12 protein-coding genes are annotated in these 13,077 nt (G+C 61.1%); 4 read left to right on the top strand and 8 right to left on the bottom strand.

Going from position 1 to position 13,077, the window contains the following annotated elements; genetic code table 11:
• Positions 1 to 17 precede the first annotated feature (17 nt).
• From KF767_03000 to KF767_02990, 3 genes are read right to left on the bottom strand one after another with little or no spacing between them, the layout of a single operon-like run.
• On the bottom strand, positions 18 to 2,072 hold the full coding sequence (locus KF767_03000; GenBank protein MBX3016833.1) for a hypothetical protein: 2,055 nt from the start codon (positions 2,070 to 2,072) through the stop codon (positions 18 to 20).
• A gap of 48 nt (positions 2,073 to 2,120) precedes the next feature.
• Positions 2,121 to 3,389: an amino acid permease gene (locus KF767_02995; GenBank protein ID MBX3016832.1), complete on the bottom strand. Its 1,269-nt coding sequence runs from the start codon at positions 3,387 to 3,389 to the stop codon at positions 2,121 to 2,123.
• 32 nt (positions 3,390 to 3,421) lie between these two features.
• On the bottom strand, positions 3,422 to 5,218 hold the full coding sequence (locus tag KF767_02990) for a DEAD/DEAH box helicase (GenBank protein MBX3016831.1): 1,797 nt from the start codon (positions 5,216 to 5,218) through the stop codon (positions 3,422 to 3,424).
• A gap of 64 nt (positions 5,219 to 5,282) precedes the next feature.
• Here KF767_02990 and KF767_02985 point away from each other — a divergent pair, with 64 nt between their 5' ends.
• Positions 5,283 to 5,771, top strand: coding sequence for a YiiD C-terminal domain-containing protein (locus KF767_02985; GenBank protein ID MBX3016830.1), 489 nt, complete (start codon positions 5,283 to 5,285; stop codon positions 5,769 to 5,771).
• Complete coding sequence (locus KF767_02980; GenBank protein ID MBX3016829.1) at positions 5,768 to 6,184, top strand: hypothetical protein; 417 nt, start codon at positions 5,768 to 5,770, stop codon at positions 6,182 to 6,184. Before KF767_02985 ends, KF767_02980 begins: the two co-directional genes overlap by 4 nt.
• Here the strand turns inward: KF767_02980 and KF767_02975 are convergent.
• On the bottom strand, positions 6,181 to 7,044 hold the full coding sequence (locus KF767_02975) for a hypothetical protein (protein MBX3016828.1): 864 nt from the start codon (positions 7,042 to 7,044) through the stop codon (positions 6,181 to 6,183). The two genes, KF767_02980 and KF767_02975, sit on opposite strands and share 4 nt — an antisense overlap.
• A gap of 68 nt (positions 7,045 to 7,112) precedes the next feature.
• On the opposite strand from KF767_02975, the gene KF767_02970 reads away from it, so the two are divergent.
• Positions 7,113 to 7,445 (top strand): hypothetical protein, encoded by a 333-nt coding sequence (locus KF767_02970; protein MBX3016827.1) that lies wholly within the window; start codon positions 7,113 to 7,115, stop codon positions 7,443 to 7,445.
• Here KF767_02970 and KF767_02965 read toward each other — a convergent pair.
• From KF767_02965 to KF767_02950, 4 genes are all read right to left on the bottom strand, one after another.
• Complete coding sequence (locus tag KF767_02965) at positions 7,442 to 7,795, bottom strand: DUF1634 domain-containing protein (protein ID MBX3016826.1); 354 nt, start codon at positions 7,793 to 7,795, stop codon at positions 7,442 to 7,444. The genes KF767_02970 and KF767_02965 overlap by 4 nt on opposite strands.
• A complete protein-coding gene (locus KF767_02960) occupies positions 7,785 to 8,639 on the bottom strand; it encodes a sulfite exporter TauE/SafE family protein (GenBank protein ID MBX3016825.1) in 855 nt (284 codons plus the stop codon). The genes KF767_02965 and KF767_02960 overlap by 11 nt, the downstream gene beginning before the upstream one ends.
• A 53-nt stretch (positions 8,640 to 8,692) precedes the next feature.
• A complete protein-coding gene (locus KF767_02955) occupies positions 8,693 to 10,267 on the bottom strand; it encodes a hypothetical protein (protein ID MBX3016824.1) in 1,575 nt (524 codons plus the stop codon).
• A gap of 83 nt (positions 10,268 to 10,350) precedes the next feature.
• Positions 10,351 to 12,069: a hypothetical protein gene (locus KF767_02950; GenBank protein ID MBX3016823.1), complete on the bottom strand. Its 1,719-nt coding sequence runs from the start codon at positions 12,067 to 12,069 to the stop codon at positions 10,351 to 10,353.
• A gap of 156 nt (positions 12,070 to 12,225) precedes the next feature.
• On the opposite strand from KF767_02950, the gene KF767_02945 reads away from it, so the two are divergent.
• On the top strand, positions 12,226 to 13,077 hold the full coding sequence (locus KF767_02945) for an SDR family oxidoreductase (GenBank protein MBX3016822.1): 852 nt from the start codon (positions 12,226 to 12,228) through the stop codon (positions 13,075 to 13,077).

The following is a 13,077-nucleotide window of genomic DNA, read 5'->3' as shown; positions in this document are numbered from 1 at the left end:
AGAACGAAACGACCCGATTATTCAACGGGCATTGGCGTGCGAATTTCCAGGCGGGTGCCGGGATTCAAGGCGTTCAGGGACCAACTGCCCCCAATCGCATGGACCCGCCGCTCCAGACTTTTCAGACCGAAGCCTTCCCGCTCGCCCGCCGGTTTGGCTTCGGGGCCGCGGCCGTCATCTTCGATTTGAAGATGCAGCGATTCCCGACGGAATTCGAACGTGACTTGGACCTTTCGGGCCTGGGCGTGGCGAACGATGTTCGAGACGCTTTCCCGTAAAGCCGAGGTGACGAGTTTGCGCAGGGCCTCGGGCACCACGCGGGAAGCGAAGGCGTGCGGCTCGGCCGTCCACCGCAATTCCAATCGGGCGGAATCCAAGCGCTGCGTGCATTCGTAACGAGTGTCCGCCAGCAGTCTTTCCCAGGTGACGGTTTCGCCCGACATACCGCTCACGATCGAACGGATATCGGCCAGGGCACCTTCCAGCGTCGAGCGAGTCTTTTCGTCGGACGTGTTCAAGCCGGTCAAAAGCCGCGCGCCGACATCGTCATGCAGATCTTGGGCGACCCGCCGCCGCTCTTCCAAAACCCCGCGATCGTAGGCCTGGCGATCAAGTTCGGCTTGTTGCACAAGCCGCACGAGCTGGCGGGCCAGGTTCAACGTGGCACGATCGAAAAGGGCGCGTCCCCCCATCGGGTACGCGATTTTCAAAGATGAAGAACCGGCCAACGGCGGCACCAGTAAAGTGAGGCCGTCGTCGGTGACTTGCGTTTCGGCGACGGGAGTCGCGTTCACCGTCAGCTCGAGAGGGTCGAAAAGCTTGCGTAGGACCGCGTTCCAGCGGTCCGTGCGCTCACCGGCGGTGGCGGCCAGCGCGACGTGCATCGCATCCGCAAGAAGCACGTCGGGTTCCACGTTCGTGCGACGCGCGATCCGTCGCCAGATCAAATCGCGTAGCGGCAGATATAACGAGGCGATCAGCAGTAGGGACAGACCCAAGGCCGAGACCCGCTCCATCCCCAAGGCGTAGATCAACGCCGCGTCCATCAAGATCAAGAGGGCGGCGCCGATCGCGTAGTACAGAAGGCGAAACGCCCATTGTCCGACGTCGAACAGGCGATAGCGTGTAAGGCCCGCAGCCAGGCCGAGGTAAATGATCACGAAGAACATGAACGCATAGCCTTGATTCAGCGGCGTCTTCTTCAAGACCAGCGGCACGGAGTTCAGCGCGATGAATCCACCCGCGCCCAGAAGGACCGACACCCCCAACCAGGTCAACGAGGCGCGTGCGACGGGATCGCGCCGGGTCGCGAAGAACTGCGCGCCGATCACCGCGCAGATGACCAACATTTCACTCGAGGTGATCAAATTGACGTTGGCCCAATCCGGCGTCCACTTCATCGCGAAGAGAAAAGTCCAAAGTGCGAAGGCGATGCTGAGGCCGATGAAAAGTGGCCGCCACGATTTCAAGCGCCTTGGGAACACCAAGAAGAGCCCGATCATGCTGATGCCGAAGATGGATGCGCCGATCGCGTTCAGTTCTTCGAGCACCCGAAACGTCGTGGCGGGAAGCGCGAGTTCGCGCGTCGTATAAACACCCGCCGGGATGGCCGAAATGAAAAGCCCCGCGCCGCTGCCGGCGAAAAAGGTCGCGGCTAAATCGCGCGATTTCAAAGACCATAACCAACCCGAGATCAGTATTCCCGCGAACGCGACGAAGACGTGCACCCAGAAAAGCGGGGGCAGATCGGCGATCGAGGCGCGTCGTCCGGTTAAATCTTCGCCCGCGACTTGAAGTCGTCCCGCGCTGAGCGCTTCGTGGAGTTTTCCTTGGCGTTCGTAGAAACGCCAGAGCCGCGGGACCTTGTCGATTTCCCCGGGCTCTTGAATCAAGTCGTCGGCCTCGAGCACGAACGTCTCGCCGCTCGCGAGGGTTAAAGAGTCGCCGGCGTTGAAAACACGATCGTAACGTAAGGGTTGGAGCGCGATGTCCGCGGCGATAAAGGTGAGCAGAACGCCCACGAGTAGGATGATGGCGAGACGCAGACCGGGATGCGCGGACGTGAACTTCATGACCGTATCGTCCGCGCCCGTGCTTGCGGGGTCAACCGCCTTTGAACTTCAGGAATTTCTTTTTGATCGAGCGTAGAGCATGAAGAAGGCCACGAGCACGAGCATGAGCGGCACCCCGACGTAAAAAGCCCGGGCTTCCAGCTGCGTGAGTAACGCGGCCGCCATCGCGGCGGCGGCGGTCGGTAGAATCGGCCAACGCCCGATCGTGAGCGGGACGCGGAACGGGCGCCGCCGGTCGTGATCGGTGAAGCGTAACCGGATGAGCGCCACGTTGATCGCCGCGAATGCCGAAAGCGTCGCGAAGGATGAGACGCTCGCGATGGTTTCGAGTTGGCGCAAAGGCAAAAGCGCGAGCGCCGCGCCGGCGGTGACGAGCGTGGCGAGCCACGGGGTTTTTCTTTTTGAGAGGACGAAGCTGAACATCTTGGGAATCGCCCCGGCGTCACCCATGCCGTACAAAACGCGACTTGCGCCGATGATCGAGATCAGTGCGGTGTTGGCGGTCGCGAACAACGCGACCGCGCCGAGAATCGTGGCCATGCGGGGCGATCCGGCGCGCGTGGCCTCCATCAGGGGCGCGCCGCTGGCGGCCAATTTTGCCGGGGGCATCAGACTGACCGCGGCCAACGCGACGAAGAAGTAAAGCACGGTCGCGATGGCCAGGCTCAATAGAATGGCGCGGGGAAGATCGCGTTCGGGATGTTTAGCCTCCTCGGCCAGACTCACGATATTTTCGAAACCGAAGAACGCGAAGACGATCAAGGCCGCGCCCGTCATCAGGCCTTGATGGGGAATCGCCGCCAGGGCTTCACCGAAGGTTGGCGACATGAAGCCGAGCGCGATCACCAAAACGAGTCCGCCGGCTTCGATCAGCGTCGAGACGGCCGTGACCCAACCGGATTGGCGGATGCCGGCGAGGGCGAGCAGCGTGAAGGACGCGACGACCGCGAGCGCAATCAAGGTCACGGGAACGTCCGCGAATTCCCGCAGGTAACCGCCGAAAGCCACGGCGACCGCCGCCGCGGTCGAGGCGCCGGCGAAAGACATCAGCGTTCCCAACGTCGCGCCCAGCCAGGGCGTACTCGGGAAGGCGTGCGTGAGGTAAACGTACTCCGCGCCCGCTTTGGGAAACATCGTCGACAGCTCCGCGTAGGACAGGGCGGTCAACAGCGCCGCGACGGCCGCGACCAGGAAACCGAGCCAGAGTCCCTCACCGGTTTCGCCCGCGGCTTTCCCGATGATGGAGTAGATTCCCGCGCCCAGAATCATTCCCGTTCCGTAGAAGGTCAGCATGGGCAGACCCAGAGTGGGATTCAGGCGGGAGCCGTTTTGCGATGCGGCCGATTCACTCATGGTTCCTCCTTGAGGCCCGCGCCGGGGTAAAGTTCGAGATTGCGCCGCGTTCGTCCGTCCGGTGAAACATCGCCGAAAATTTTCTCGCGGATTTTCCAGTCCTGGCGGTGTTTACGCGCGACCAGGAACGCCGGCTGCCGCAGACGCGAGCGCAGACCCAGGACGTCGCGGATGCCGCGCACGTCGGGCCGGAGGCCGGGAACGCGGTGATGCACGCGCAGGAAGTTCAGCTCGAACGCCTTGATTTCCTCGCGCGTGGCCAAGTCGAAGAATTCTTTTAGGACTTCGCCGTCGGCGTCGTAGTAATCAACCTCCAGACGGTGGCGTCCTTTCTTATCGACGATTTCGTGGAAGGCCATCGAGTCGACCCGCATGATGTGCGCGTCTTTCAACGACATGACTTCTTTCAACCGTTGATCGGCATCGACCAACGTCTGCGCGCATTCGTGACAGACGCGCGCCGCGATGTCGTTTTCGGCGCCGCATTCGCCGCAGACCTTGAAGCGGAAGCGAAAGCCGCAGGCCGCGATTTCGCCCGTGACCGGGTCTTCGAAGGCGCCCTGGCATTTGCGACCGTAATGCTCGACGATTTGGCCCTCGTCGTCTTTGAGGCCCCAGAAGTCATTTTCATGTCCGCAAGCGGGGCAATCCACTTTCACCATCACGGCCTGCGAATTCGGACGAGCGTTACCGACTTCGGGTGAAAAAACGTCGTGGGTTTGGCCGGTGTAGTCCAGAATCAGACAGTCCTGTTTCCCGGGCGACAAGCGCAGTCCGCGGCCCACGATCTGCTGGTACAGACTGACGGATTCCGTGGGCCGCAAGATCGCGATCACGTCGACATGGGGGGCGTCGAATCCCGTGGTCAGAACCGAAACGTTCACCAGAAATTTCAGTTTGCGCTCTTTGAACGCTTGGATCGTGTCTTCGCGGTCTTGGCTTGAGGTTTCGCCGACCACGAGCGCCGAGACGAACGGCGGCAGGCTGGCCATGATCTCGGTGGCGTGGCGCACGGAGCTCGTGAAGATCATGACGCCTTGACGATCCTCGGCCATCTCGACGATGTTCCGTATGATCAGGGGCGTGATGCGTTTCTGGTCCTTCAAGGTTTTTTCGATTTCGCTGATGACAAAGCGGCCGCCCTTCAGCTCGAGCGCCGAAAAATCGTAACTGGCGACGGGCGAGTCGATCCGGACGGGGGGAGTCAGGAATCCGTCGTCGATCATCGTTTGGATCGAAAGTTCGAAAATACATTTCTTGAAGAAACGCGGCTGCGTGGTTTTCAACTCTTTGCGGGCCGAGTTGTACTCGTAAATCCAGCCGAGCCCCAGCCGGTAGGGCGTCGCGGTCAGACCCAAGACACAAAGCTCGGGATTGGTCGCCTGCAGCTGCGTGATGACCTGCTGGTATTGCGTTTCGCCTTCGTCGGAGACGCGATGGCATTCGTCGATGATCAACAACGAAAACTCGCGGAAGAACTCGTCCTGCGCGCGGGCGATGGATTGAATGCTGCCGAAGATCACCTTTTGGTTTTGATCCTTACGCCCCAAGCCCGCCGAATAAATGCCCGCGTCCAAGCCAAAGCTCAGGTATTTCGCGTGATTCTGTTCGACCAGCTCACGGACATGGGCCAAAACCAAAACGCGGCCCCGCGCCAAACGCGCGAGCTCTGCGATAACCAAACTTTTGCCGGCGCCGGTCGGCAAAACGATGACGGCCGGGGTCTTTTCTTGCCGGAAGTGCCGGAGGGTGGCCTGGACGGCGTCGTGCTGGTAGGGGCGCAGCTCGTACATGGCGAATGTTTTAGCAGTTCGCGAGGCGGTGGACAATCCCGCGAACACGTCTTAGGTTGGCGGGATGCTTCAACCCGCGGATCTGACCCGTCACTTCCACGCCAAAATCCCCGTCAGTCAGGCCTTGGGCCTGCAGGTGGTGGAGATTTCGGATCGCCACGCGAAACTTCAGGCCCCGCTGTTGCCGAACATCAATCACGTGCAAACGGCCTTCGGCGGTTCGTTGTACGCGGCGGCGGCACTTTCTTGTTACGCCCTTTTTCAAGCACTTGCCGCGTCCGCCGGCGGCTTCAGCGACGAGCTCGTCATTCAAGAAGGTCGCATCCAGTATTTGGCTCCGGTCGCGCGCGATTTCGAGGTCGAAACGCGATTGACGACACCGGATCAGGCCGGCCAATTTATCGAGACTCTGCGCCGTCACGGAAAAGCGCGTTTGGAGCTGCACGCGGAAATTCGCGAGCAAGGCTCAAATGTCGTGGCGGCGCGATTCACGGGAATGTATGTTTATCGGGGCGCCAAGATTCCGGGCGCGCGGGAAGGGACCCAATCATGACGAACGACCAAATCTATCGCGATCATCTGCGCCGGGTCTCTTCGGCGCTTCAGAAAATCCACCGTTTGATCATGGAAAACGAAATCGAGGAACTCGAACGTCGTGAAGGCGTCACGATCGCCGCCGCGGGACGTTTGCAGTTACTGCTGACCGCGCCCGAGTTGTCGTGGTTGCGCGCCCTCAGTCAAGAAATGGCCGCCGTCGACGAAGTCTACTTTCAAAAAGAGCCCATCACCGAAGCGCAAGCGCGCAAAGTTCATGCGGACGTTGATCGGCTGATGGTGCAGGCGGAGGAAACCGAGTTCGCGCAGAAGTACCGTGACCGTTTGATCGGCATTCCGGACTTGATGCTCGACCACGGCCATCTGCGCTTGGCTTTACGTAAGTTCAATGAGGCATTGACCGGGAATTAGTCCAGCTCCCGGCGCAGTTTCTTCAGTTCCGCAGCGCGCTCTTTCGTCGTGATCGGCAGTTCGAGTTTCAAGTCCTTGAATTTTTTCAGCAGAATTTTTGAGATCATCAACCGCGCGTTGTCTTTGTCGTCGGCGGGAATGATGAACCACGGGGCGTCCTTCGTGCTGGTCGCGCCGATGGCCTCGCCATAGGCCTTTTGATAATCCGCCCAGTATTTGCGTTCTTGAATGTCCGAGGGGGACATCTTCCAGTTCTTTTCGGGGTCGTCGATGCGTGAAAGAAAGCGCAGTCGTTGTTCTTCTTTCGAAAGATGCAGGAAGAACTTCAACACGTGCGTTCCTTCGCGATGCAGGTGTTGTTCGAAGTTGCGGATCGACTCGTAACGCTCTTTCCAAACGTCCTTTTTCTTACCGGGGCGCACGGCGTGATCGCCCGTCAGAAGCTCCGGGTGCACGCGGACGATCAGTACGTCCTCGTAGTAAGAGCGGTTAAAAATGCCGATCTGGCCCCGCTCGGGGAGATGCGTGGCGGCCCGCCAAAGAAAGTCGTGCGAGCGCTCCTTAGTGCTTGGCTCTTTGAAGGAGTGGACCACGCAGCCTTGCGGGTTGACGCCGGACATGACGTGCTCGATGGCGCTGTCTTTACCGGCGGCGTCCATCCCCTGAAAGATCAACAGGATCGCGTTCGCGCGGGCGGCGTAATGTCGTTCCTGACAGCGGGCGAGTTTCTCGACCCCGTCGCCCATCTGCGCGCGCACATCGTCTTTCGAGGAGTAAAGCGGGTCCACCCGGGTGGGCCAGTCGCGCAGTTTGAGTTTTTTGCCTTCGGGAACGCGAATGTCTTCGAGATTGAACTTCATCCCTATAACTTTAACAGAACTCGGCCCGGGAACTAGGCTCGGCGTCCGAAAAGTTTTATGACCGCGTCATGAAGCCAAAATTGAAGTTCTTCGCCGTACTCTTAGGGACCTTTTTGGGACTCGTACCGGGGCTCAACGCGAAACCCATTTACCTCTACAACATGACGAATCTTTATCCCGGAAGCCGCTTGGCCGCGGGCTGCAGCATCTGCCATACGGTCGGGAAAGAGTACACCTCGTACGGGCAGGATTTCCTGCGCCTGAAGCTGCAAATCGGCGCCGATAACATGGACAAGGTTTGGTACGAGTTGGGGCGCTTGGATTCCGACAACGACGGCGTCGACAACGATACGGAGATCCGCCGCGACCGTTATCCGCAAAAGGATGAACGCCGCAACTAACGGTGTCCGACGGCGACCGCGAGAGCGAGTGTGAGCAACACCGTGATCGAGACCGCCGCGTAAAGCCAATCTTTCATCCGGACCCACAAAACGATCAGGCTCACCACCCGCACGACGGGGGTGAGGGCGAGCACGAAAACCCCCCAGCCCAAAAGCCGCGCGGGAAGTCCCGCGTCGGGATCCACGAGACCCTCAAGACTGAGCGCCGCCGCCGGCAGATCCGGATCGAGCGCGAGTTGGGCCACGATCCCGCCGGCCATCAACGAAACCGCCAAGCCCAAGCCGATTTGCAAAATGCGTTGGACGATTTTCTGATCTTCTTTGGGAGCGACTTGCACTTCAGTGGCCACCGAGGACCCCCGCACTTCGTAAGATCATTTGGATCGCGATGAAAAACAGAAGAATCGAAAAGACCCGCTTCAGCATTTTCGGCGAGATCCGCGCCGCGATCTTGGTGCCGAGGAGCGCGCCGCCGACGACGCCCACCGCGACCGGGGCCGCGATCAAGGGTTGTACGAACCCCCGCGCGAAATAAACGAACAAACTCGAAATCGCGGTCACGCCGATCATCAGATTCGACGTGGCCGTTGCGACTTTCATGGGGACATTCATGCCCATGTTCATCGCCGGCACTTTGATGAAGCCGCCGCCGACTCCCAAAAGACCAGACAGGATTCCGGCGAAATAGCTGACCGCGAAGCCCAAGGGCAGTCGGCGGACGTTGTACGCGATCGTGCGTTTCTGAAAATCGTCGTAATACTCGCCCCCCAGTGATGAGGCGTGGGAAGAGGCCGCGAGCACGGGCGTTTCGGTTTTGGGGCGAAGAGAATCGCGTAGCATGAGGCCCGCGATGAAGACCAGCAACGCACCGAAAATCATCGAGATCAAATCCGGTGCGATCCAGACGGCGAGCAGCCCGCCGCAAATTCCCCCCAGGGTCGTCGCGACTTCGAGAATCATGCCCAAGCGCATATTCGACAGGCCCTTGCCGACGTAAACGCTGCTGGCGGCGGTCGAGGATGCGACGACGGCGACCAGCGATGCGGCCACCGCGATTTTGATATCAAGGCCGAAGCCGATGACGAGGGTGGGGACGACGATGATGCCGCCACCGACGCCGACCAGTGCGCCCACCAGTCCCGCGAGGAGCCCCGAAGCCGTCAGTGCGAGAAGAGTCGAGATCGAAAGAACCATGGGGAAGATCCTCGTTCCGATCTTCCCTGGAGGCAAGGCGGTGCGCGTTCCGCTTACGGATCGAGCGAATCGGAAACGCGGTTATAGCGCCCGTTGACGGTCGTCCAGATATTCGTGTGGCGCAGGCCGATCGAGCCATTGGCCGAGGCGGGACCCCGCCCGGCCGTGCGTCCGTCTTGGGGAAGGAAGCGCCGCAGGTCCACGGCATTGGCGGCGGTTTTTCCCTTCGTGGCCCCGCGGGCGGTGCCGCGCCCGGGACTCGTTCCATCCATTTCGGCGTAGCCGCCACCGTTCGCGCGACGTCCGCCACCATTGGCACCGTGAGCCCCTTTCAGAACGTCGGGATTGTAGCGTGAGTCCCGCGCGCCGCCGCGGAAGTTCGCGGGCGCCGGGAGCGCTCCACTTGGGCCCGAGCCGATCTGTCCCGCGCCGCCGGTTTGTTGCGCGAATCGCCCCGTGCGGCTGGGCACGTATCCGGGCGGCAATGCGGCCTCGTCCTCGGCACCCAAGAGCCCCACGTTTGAATCTCGCGTCACTCCCGAGATCGTGTCGGGCTTGATGGCGCGCGCGCCGCCTAAGTAGTCCGAAGAGGCGGTCGAGGAACCACACATGGAATGTCCCGGGTTGTCGCGACAGATGCAGACCGGATTGCTTTGCGCGACTTGCGGATTCGAGCAGTCGAGGACGGGCGTATTCGCCGCCATCAGGCTGGGCGTGTCGGAAGCGGTGTTGCCCATTCCCGGAATCGAAGAACCCGTCGCTTGCTGGTAGCACTGATTCGCCTGGTTCGCGGCGGTACGGACTTGATTGATATTCATGTCCATCGTGCTCATCGAGGCGCTCGCGCTTTGGCAACGCGCGCGCGCCTGGCTGGCGCGAACCGAAGCCGCGCTGGAGGGCGCATGGGACAAACTCGAGAGCGCGGAATCGCAGGTCGAGTTGCAGCTGCTGACGGCGGACTGACATGAGTTGCGTTGCGATTGCATTTGGTTTCCGGCGTTGTTCGCGGTTTGGCCCATCTGCGCGCAACCGCTGGCGCCTCCCTGGCTGATCGCTCCGGACCGCTGCGACACTTGACCCGCAAGCGAACGGATACTGTTCATGGCCGAATCGCACGTCGAAACCGCGGACTCGGCTGCTTCTTTACAGCGCGTCGCCTGTTGGTCGGCCGCCGACGAGACCTGGGCGTCCTGATTCGCGGGCGCGATAGCCGTGGTGCCGCGTGAGACCGTCGTCGTGCCCGAGGGCGCGCCCGCTCCGGCAGGCCGAGGCTCCGGGATCGGGATTTTTGAGGTGTCGGGGATACACATCGCCGAGGTGGGAGGGCCGCCCGAAGAAATTTGCCCGGCGGGACAGTTCAATCCGCCGTTGGAAACCCAGTTGGTATCACGGCAATCGGTCGAGTTGGGGTTGGCCGCGCAGTAAGCTTGTTCGCGTTCTTGGCCCGCGCGTGTTCGCTCGGCTTCTTCGGCCTTTTGTTGTTCCGCCCTCTTTTGGAGGTACATGATTTCTTCTTGAGGGGTATCGCATTGAATGACCTCTTCGGGTCCGTAGCGGCAAGCCGCCCGCGCGTTTGTCGATGTCAGCATGATCGTGGCGAAAAGAAGCCACACGACATTCCAAATCAAGACGACCCTCCCGAACGATGCCCCTTTTCCATTCTAGAGGAAGACGGCCAAAGTCGGCGGATTTTCAAGATGGAGTGTCTCAATTAGGGATTCAGGCTTTCCGCTTTGCGCCCGTAACGATCACGAACGGTGCGGAAGATGTCGGTGTGTTTCAGGCCGATCGCGCCGACGTTCGCGGGACCGCGCTCGGAATTGCCGTTGGCGCTCGGGAGGAAACGTCGCAGGTCCACTTGGGCACGGGGCTGTACGTTCGCGGGACGTGCGGTCGTCCCGCGTCCACCGCGACCGGTATGACCTTCCTCGGGGCTCCACGCCTGGCCACCGGCGGACCGGCCGCCGCCCATCGCGCCACCGCTGCCGACGGAAGAATCCGCGCGGGGTGACCCATAACTCCATCCTCGGGCCGCGCTCGGCGAACCAGGGGACGTGTTGCCGCCCGCCGAGGGCATGCCTCCGCCCCCGCGTCCCTGGCCTTGGTAACGTCCCATTTTCGAGGGCTGATGGCCGTTGACGGGTTTGTCTTCAGCACCCAGGCGGAGCGCTTGCGGAGACGAGTCTCCCGCCGTTTTGAAGTTGGGGTTGATGTCTTTCACGGCCGTGCCTAGGCCTTCCGCGGCGGTGATCGCGCCGCCGCAGCGGGGATCGGCCGAATTGATTCGACAGATGCAAACGGGACTGCTGGCGGCGAACTGCGGATTGTTGCAGTCCTGCGGGGCATCCGCGATTTGCGTGGTGGTGGTCGGCGTCGCGGTGTTCGAGTTCATCAGTCCGCTGAAGTCCGGCATCTGCCAACCGCTGCCGGTATTATTCTGCGCTTGCGTATTGTTGTTGGCGGTATTGGTGTTCGCGTTGTTGGTATTGGTGGCGGGAGTGTTGGAGTTTCCGGCCGTGTCGTTCGCGTCACCGGATTCCCCGCCGGTCGCTTGACGATAACATTGCTGCCCGCGCGTCGAGGCGTCGTGGGCCTGCTGGATATTCACATTCATGGTCGAGACGTTCGAGCGGCCCGTCGCGCAGGTGCTGCGGCCGTTGGTCGCGGTAACGTAGGCGGCGCTCGTGCGCAACTGCGCCAGACCGTCCACCGCGGCCGCGCAAGCGGTCTCGCAAGCGGAAACCGCGGATTCGCATTGTCCGCGGAACGTTTGCATCTGTGAACCGATGCTGGCGGCCCGCTCCTGCATGAATTTACATGCGCTGGCGGCCGACTCGCCGTTGGAACCGGTTTCGCTCAATGAGGCGACTTCACTTTTCAAACCATTGATCGAGCGGAGCGATTGTTGGCAGCGCGTATTGGCGGTCGCGGCGGTCGAACGACATTGATTCGCTTGGTTCTGTTGCGCCGTCGTCACCTGATCGTCGTCCGTGCGCGCGCGGGCGGGGCCCGTTTCGCCTTTGCTTTTGTCTTTGTCTTCAACCGAAGTGCGGGGCTCGCCGCGCGGTTTTTCTTCGCCCCCACTCGCGACGTTCGCGTCACCCGTGCCGATCTGCTGGGTCTGCAACGTGGGCATCGGGACGCAGGAGTAGCCACCATTTTGTGCGGGGGCGGCGAATTTTCCTTCACCGCATTCCGGGATGTTCGCGTTTTCGGCGTTCCGCGGAGTCGCGTCGCATCCGGCCGCCGAGGGGTTCAAGGCGCATTGATATTCCTGCTGCGCTTGTTGCGCCGTGATTCCGAATTGCGTGGACTTGGATTTATCTTCTGCGGCCTGATCGATGGCTAGCTTTATGGGGGGCACGTATGCGTAGGCCCAAACGGAAGGGGCAGAAAGCAAAATGCCGAACGCGACGAAAATGGATTTCAAGGCCCCTCCTTCCTCGAGTTCTCAGTCTAGCAAAGAGTGGCGTCGCAAGGTGATAAAGCGTGTGAAGACTCGGCGAATTCATTCGGGAATTGTCTAGAAGATTGACATTCTCGGAGGGGCAATCGCATCGTCGTACGGATTCGTGACGGAGGCGACATGAGCAAGCAGCGCATTTTGATCAGTGGGGCATCGACGGGGATCGGCTTCGCGACGGCCGTCGAGCTGGCGGCAAAAGGCCACGAGGTCTACGCCGGTGTCCGTAAGGCGAGCGACGGGGAACGTCTGCAAAAGGCGAATTCTCAAATTCGTACGCTGATTCTGGATGTCACCGTTCCCGAAAGCGTCGACGCGGCCGTGGCGCGGGTACGCGCGGACTCGGTTACCGAATCCCGCGCGCCGCTTGTTCTCATTAACAATGCGGGCATCGCGGTCGCGGGGCCCATCGAGTGTCTGCCGCTGGCGGAGTTTCGCAAACAGTTCGAAGTGAACGTGTTCGGTCTGATCGACATGACGCAAAAGTTTTTGCCGCTCATTCGCGAAACTGGCGGACGTATCGTCAACATCAGCTCGATCTCGGGTCGTTTGGCGGCGCCGTTTCTGGGGCCGTACAGCGCTTCGAAGTTCGCCGTGGAAGGGCTGACCGACTCGCTTCGCCGCGAACTCGCGCCCCAAGGCATTTCCGTCAGCCTGATCGAACCCGGACCGATCCGCACGCCGATCTGGGAGAAGGGCTTGTCCGGAAAAGACGATCTACTCGCCCAAATTCCGACCGAGCGTTTGGGAATTTACGAAACCCGTTTGCGCAAATTCGTCGAATACACCGCGAAAACCGCCGCGTCGGCGGACCCGGTCGAGGTCGTGGTGCGCGCCATCGAGCACGCGGCTTTCGCGAAGAAACCGCGCGCCCGCTATTTCGTCGGCGGACAAAGCAAGGCGGGTAACATCGTTTCGCGTCTGCCGACCGGCTGGGTGGATGGACTCATCCGCCTGTCCGCGCGCGGACTTTGA

Source organism: Pseudobdellovibrionaceae bacterium (assembly GCA_019637875.1).
Taxonomy (GTDB): domain Bacteria; phylum Bdellovibrionota; class Bdellovibrionia; order Bdellovibrionales; family Bdellovibrionaceae; genus JAHBUW01.
This window is presented reverse-complemented; position numbering and strand designations above follow the sequence as displayed.

What these genes read in the sequence shown, in the direction of transcription:
- KF767_02980 (MBX3016829.1), top strand. Translation starts at nt 5,768, where the DNA reads ATGACGAACGACCAAATCTATCGCGATCATCTGCGCCGGGTCTCTTCG.
- KF767_02990 (MBX3016831.1), bottom strand. Translation starts at nt 5,218, where the DNA reads ATGTACGAGCTGCGCCCCTACCAGCACGACGCCGTCCAGGCCACCCTC.
- KF767_02985 (MBX3016830.1), top strand. Translation starts at nt 5,283, where the DNA reads ATGCTTCAACCCGCGGATCTGACCCGTCACTTCCACGCCAAAATCCCC.
- KF767_02975 (MBX3016828.1), bottom strand. Translation starts at nt 7,044, where the DNA reads ATGAAGTTCAATCTCGAAGACATTCGCGTTCCCGAAGGCAAAAAACTC.
- KF767_02970 (MBX3016827.1), top strand. Translation starts at nt 7,113, where the DNA reads ATGAAGCCAAAATTGAAGTTCTTCGCCGTACTCTTAGGGACCTTTTTG.
- KF767_03000 (MBX3016833.1), bottom strand. Translation starts at nt 2,072, where the DNA reads ATGAAGTTCACGTCCGCGCATCCCGGTCTGCGTCTCGCCATCATCCTA.
- KF767_02945 (MBX3016822.1), top strand. Translation starts at nt 12,226, where the DNA reads ATGAGCAAGCAGCGCATTTTGATCAGTGGGGCATCGACGGGGATCGGC.
- KF767_02960 (MBX3016825.1), bottom strand. Translation starts at nt 8,639, where the DNA reads ATGGTTCTTTCGATCTCGACTCTTCTCGCACTGACGGCTTCGGGGCTC.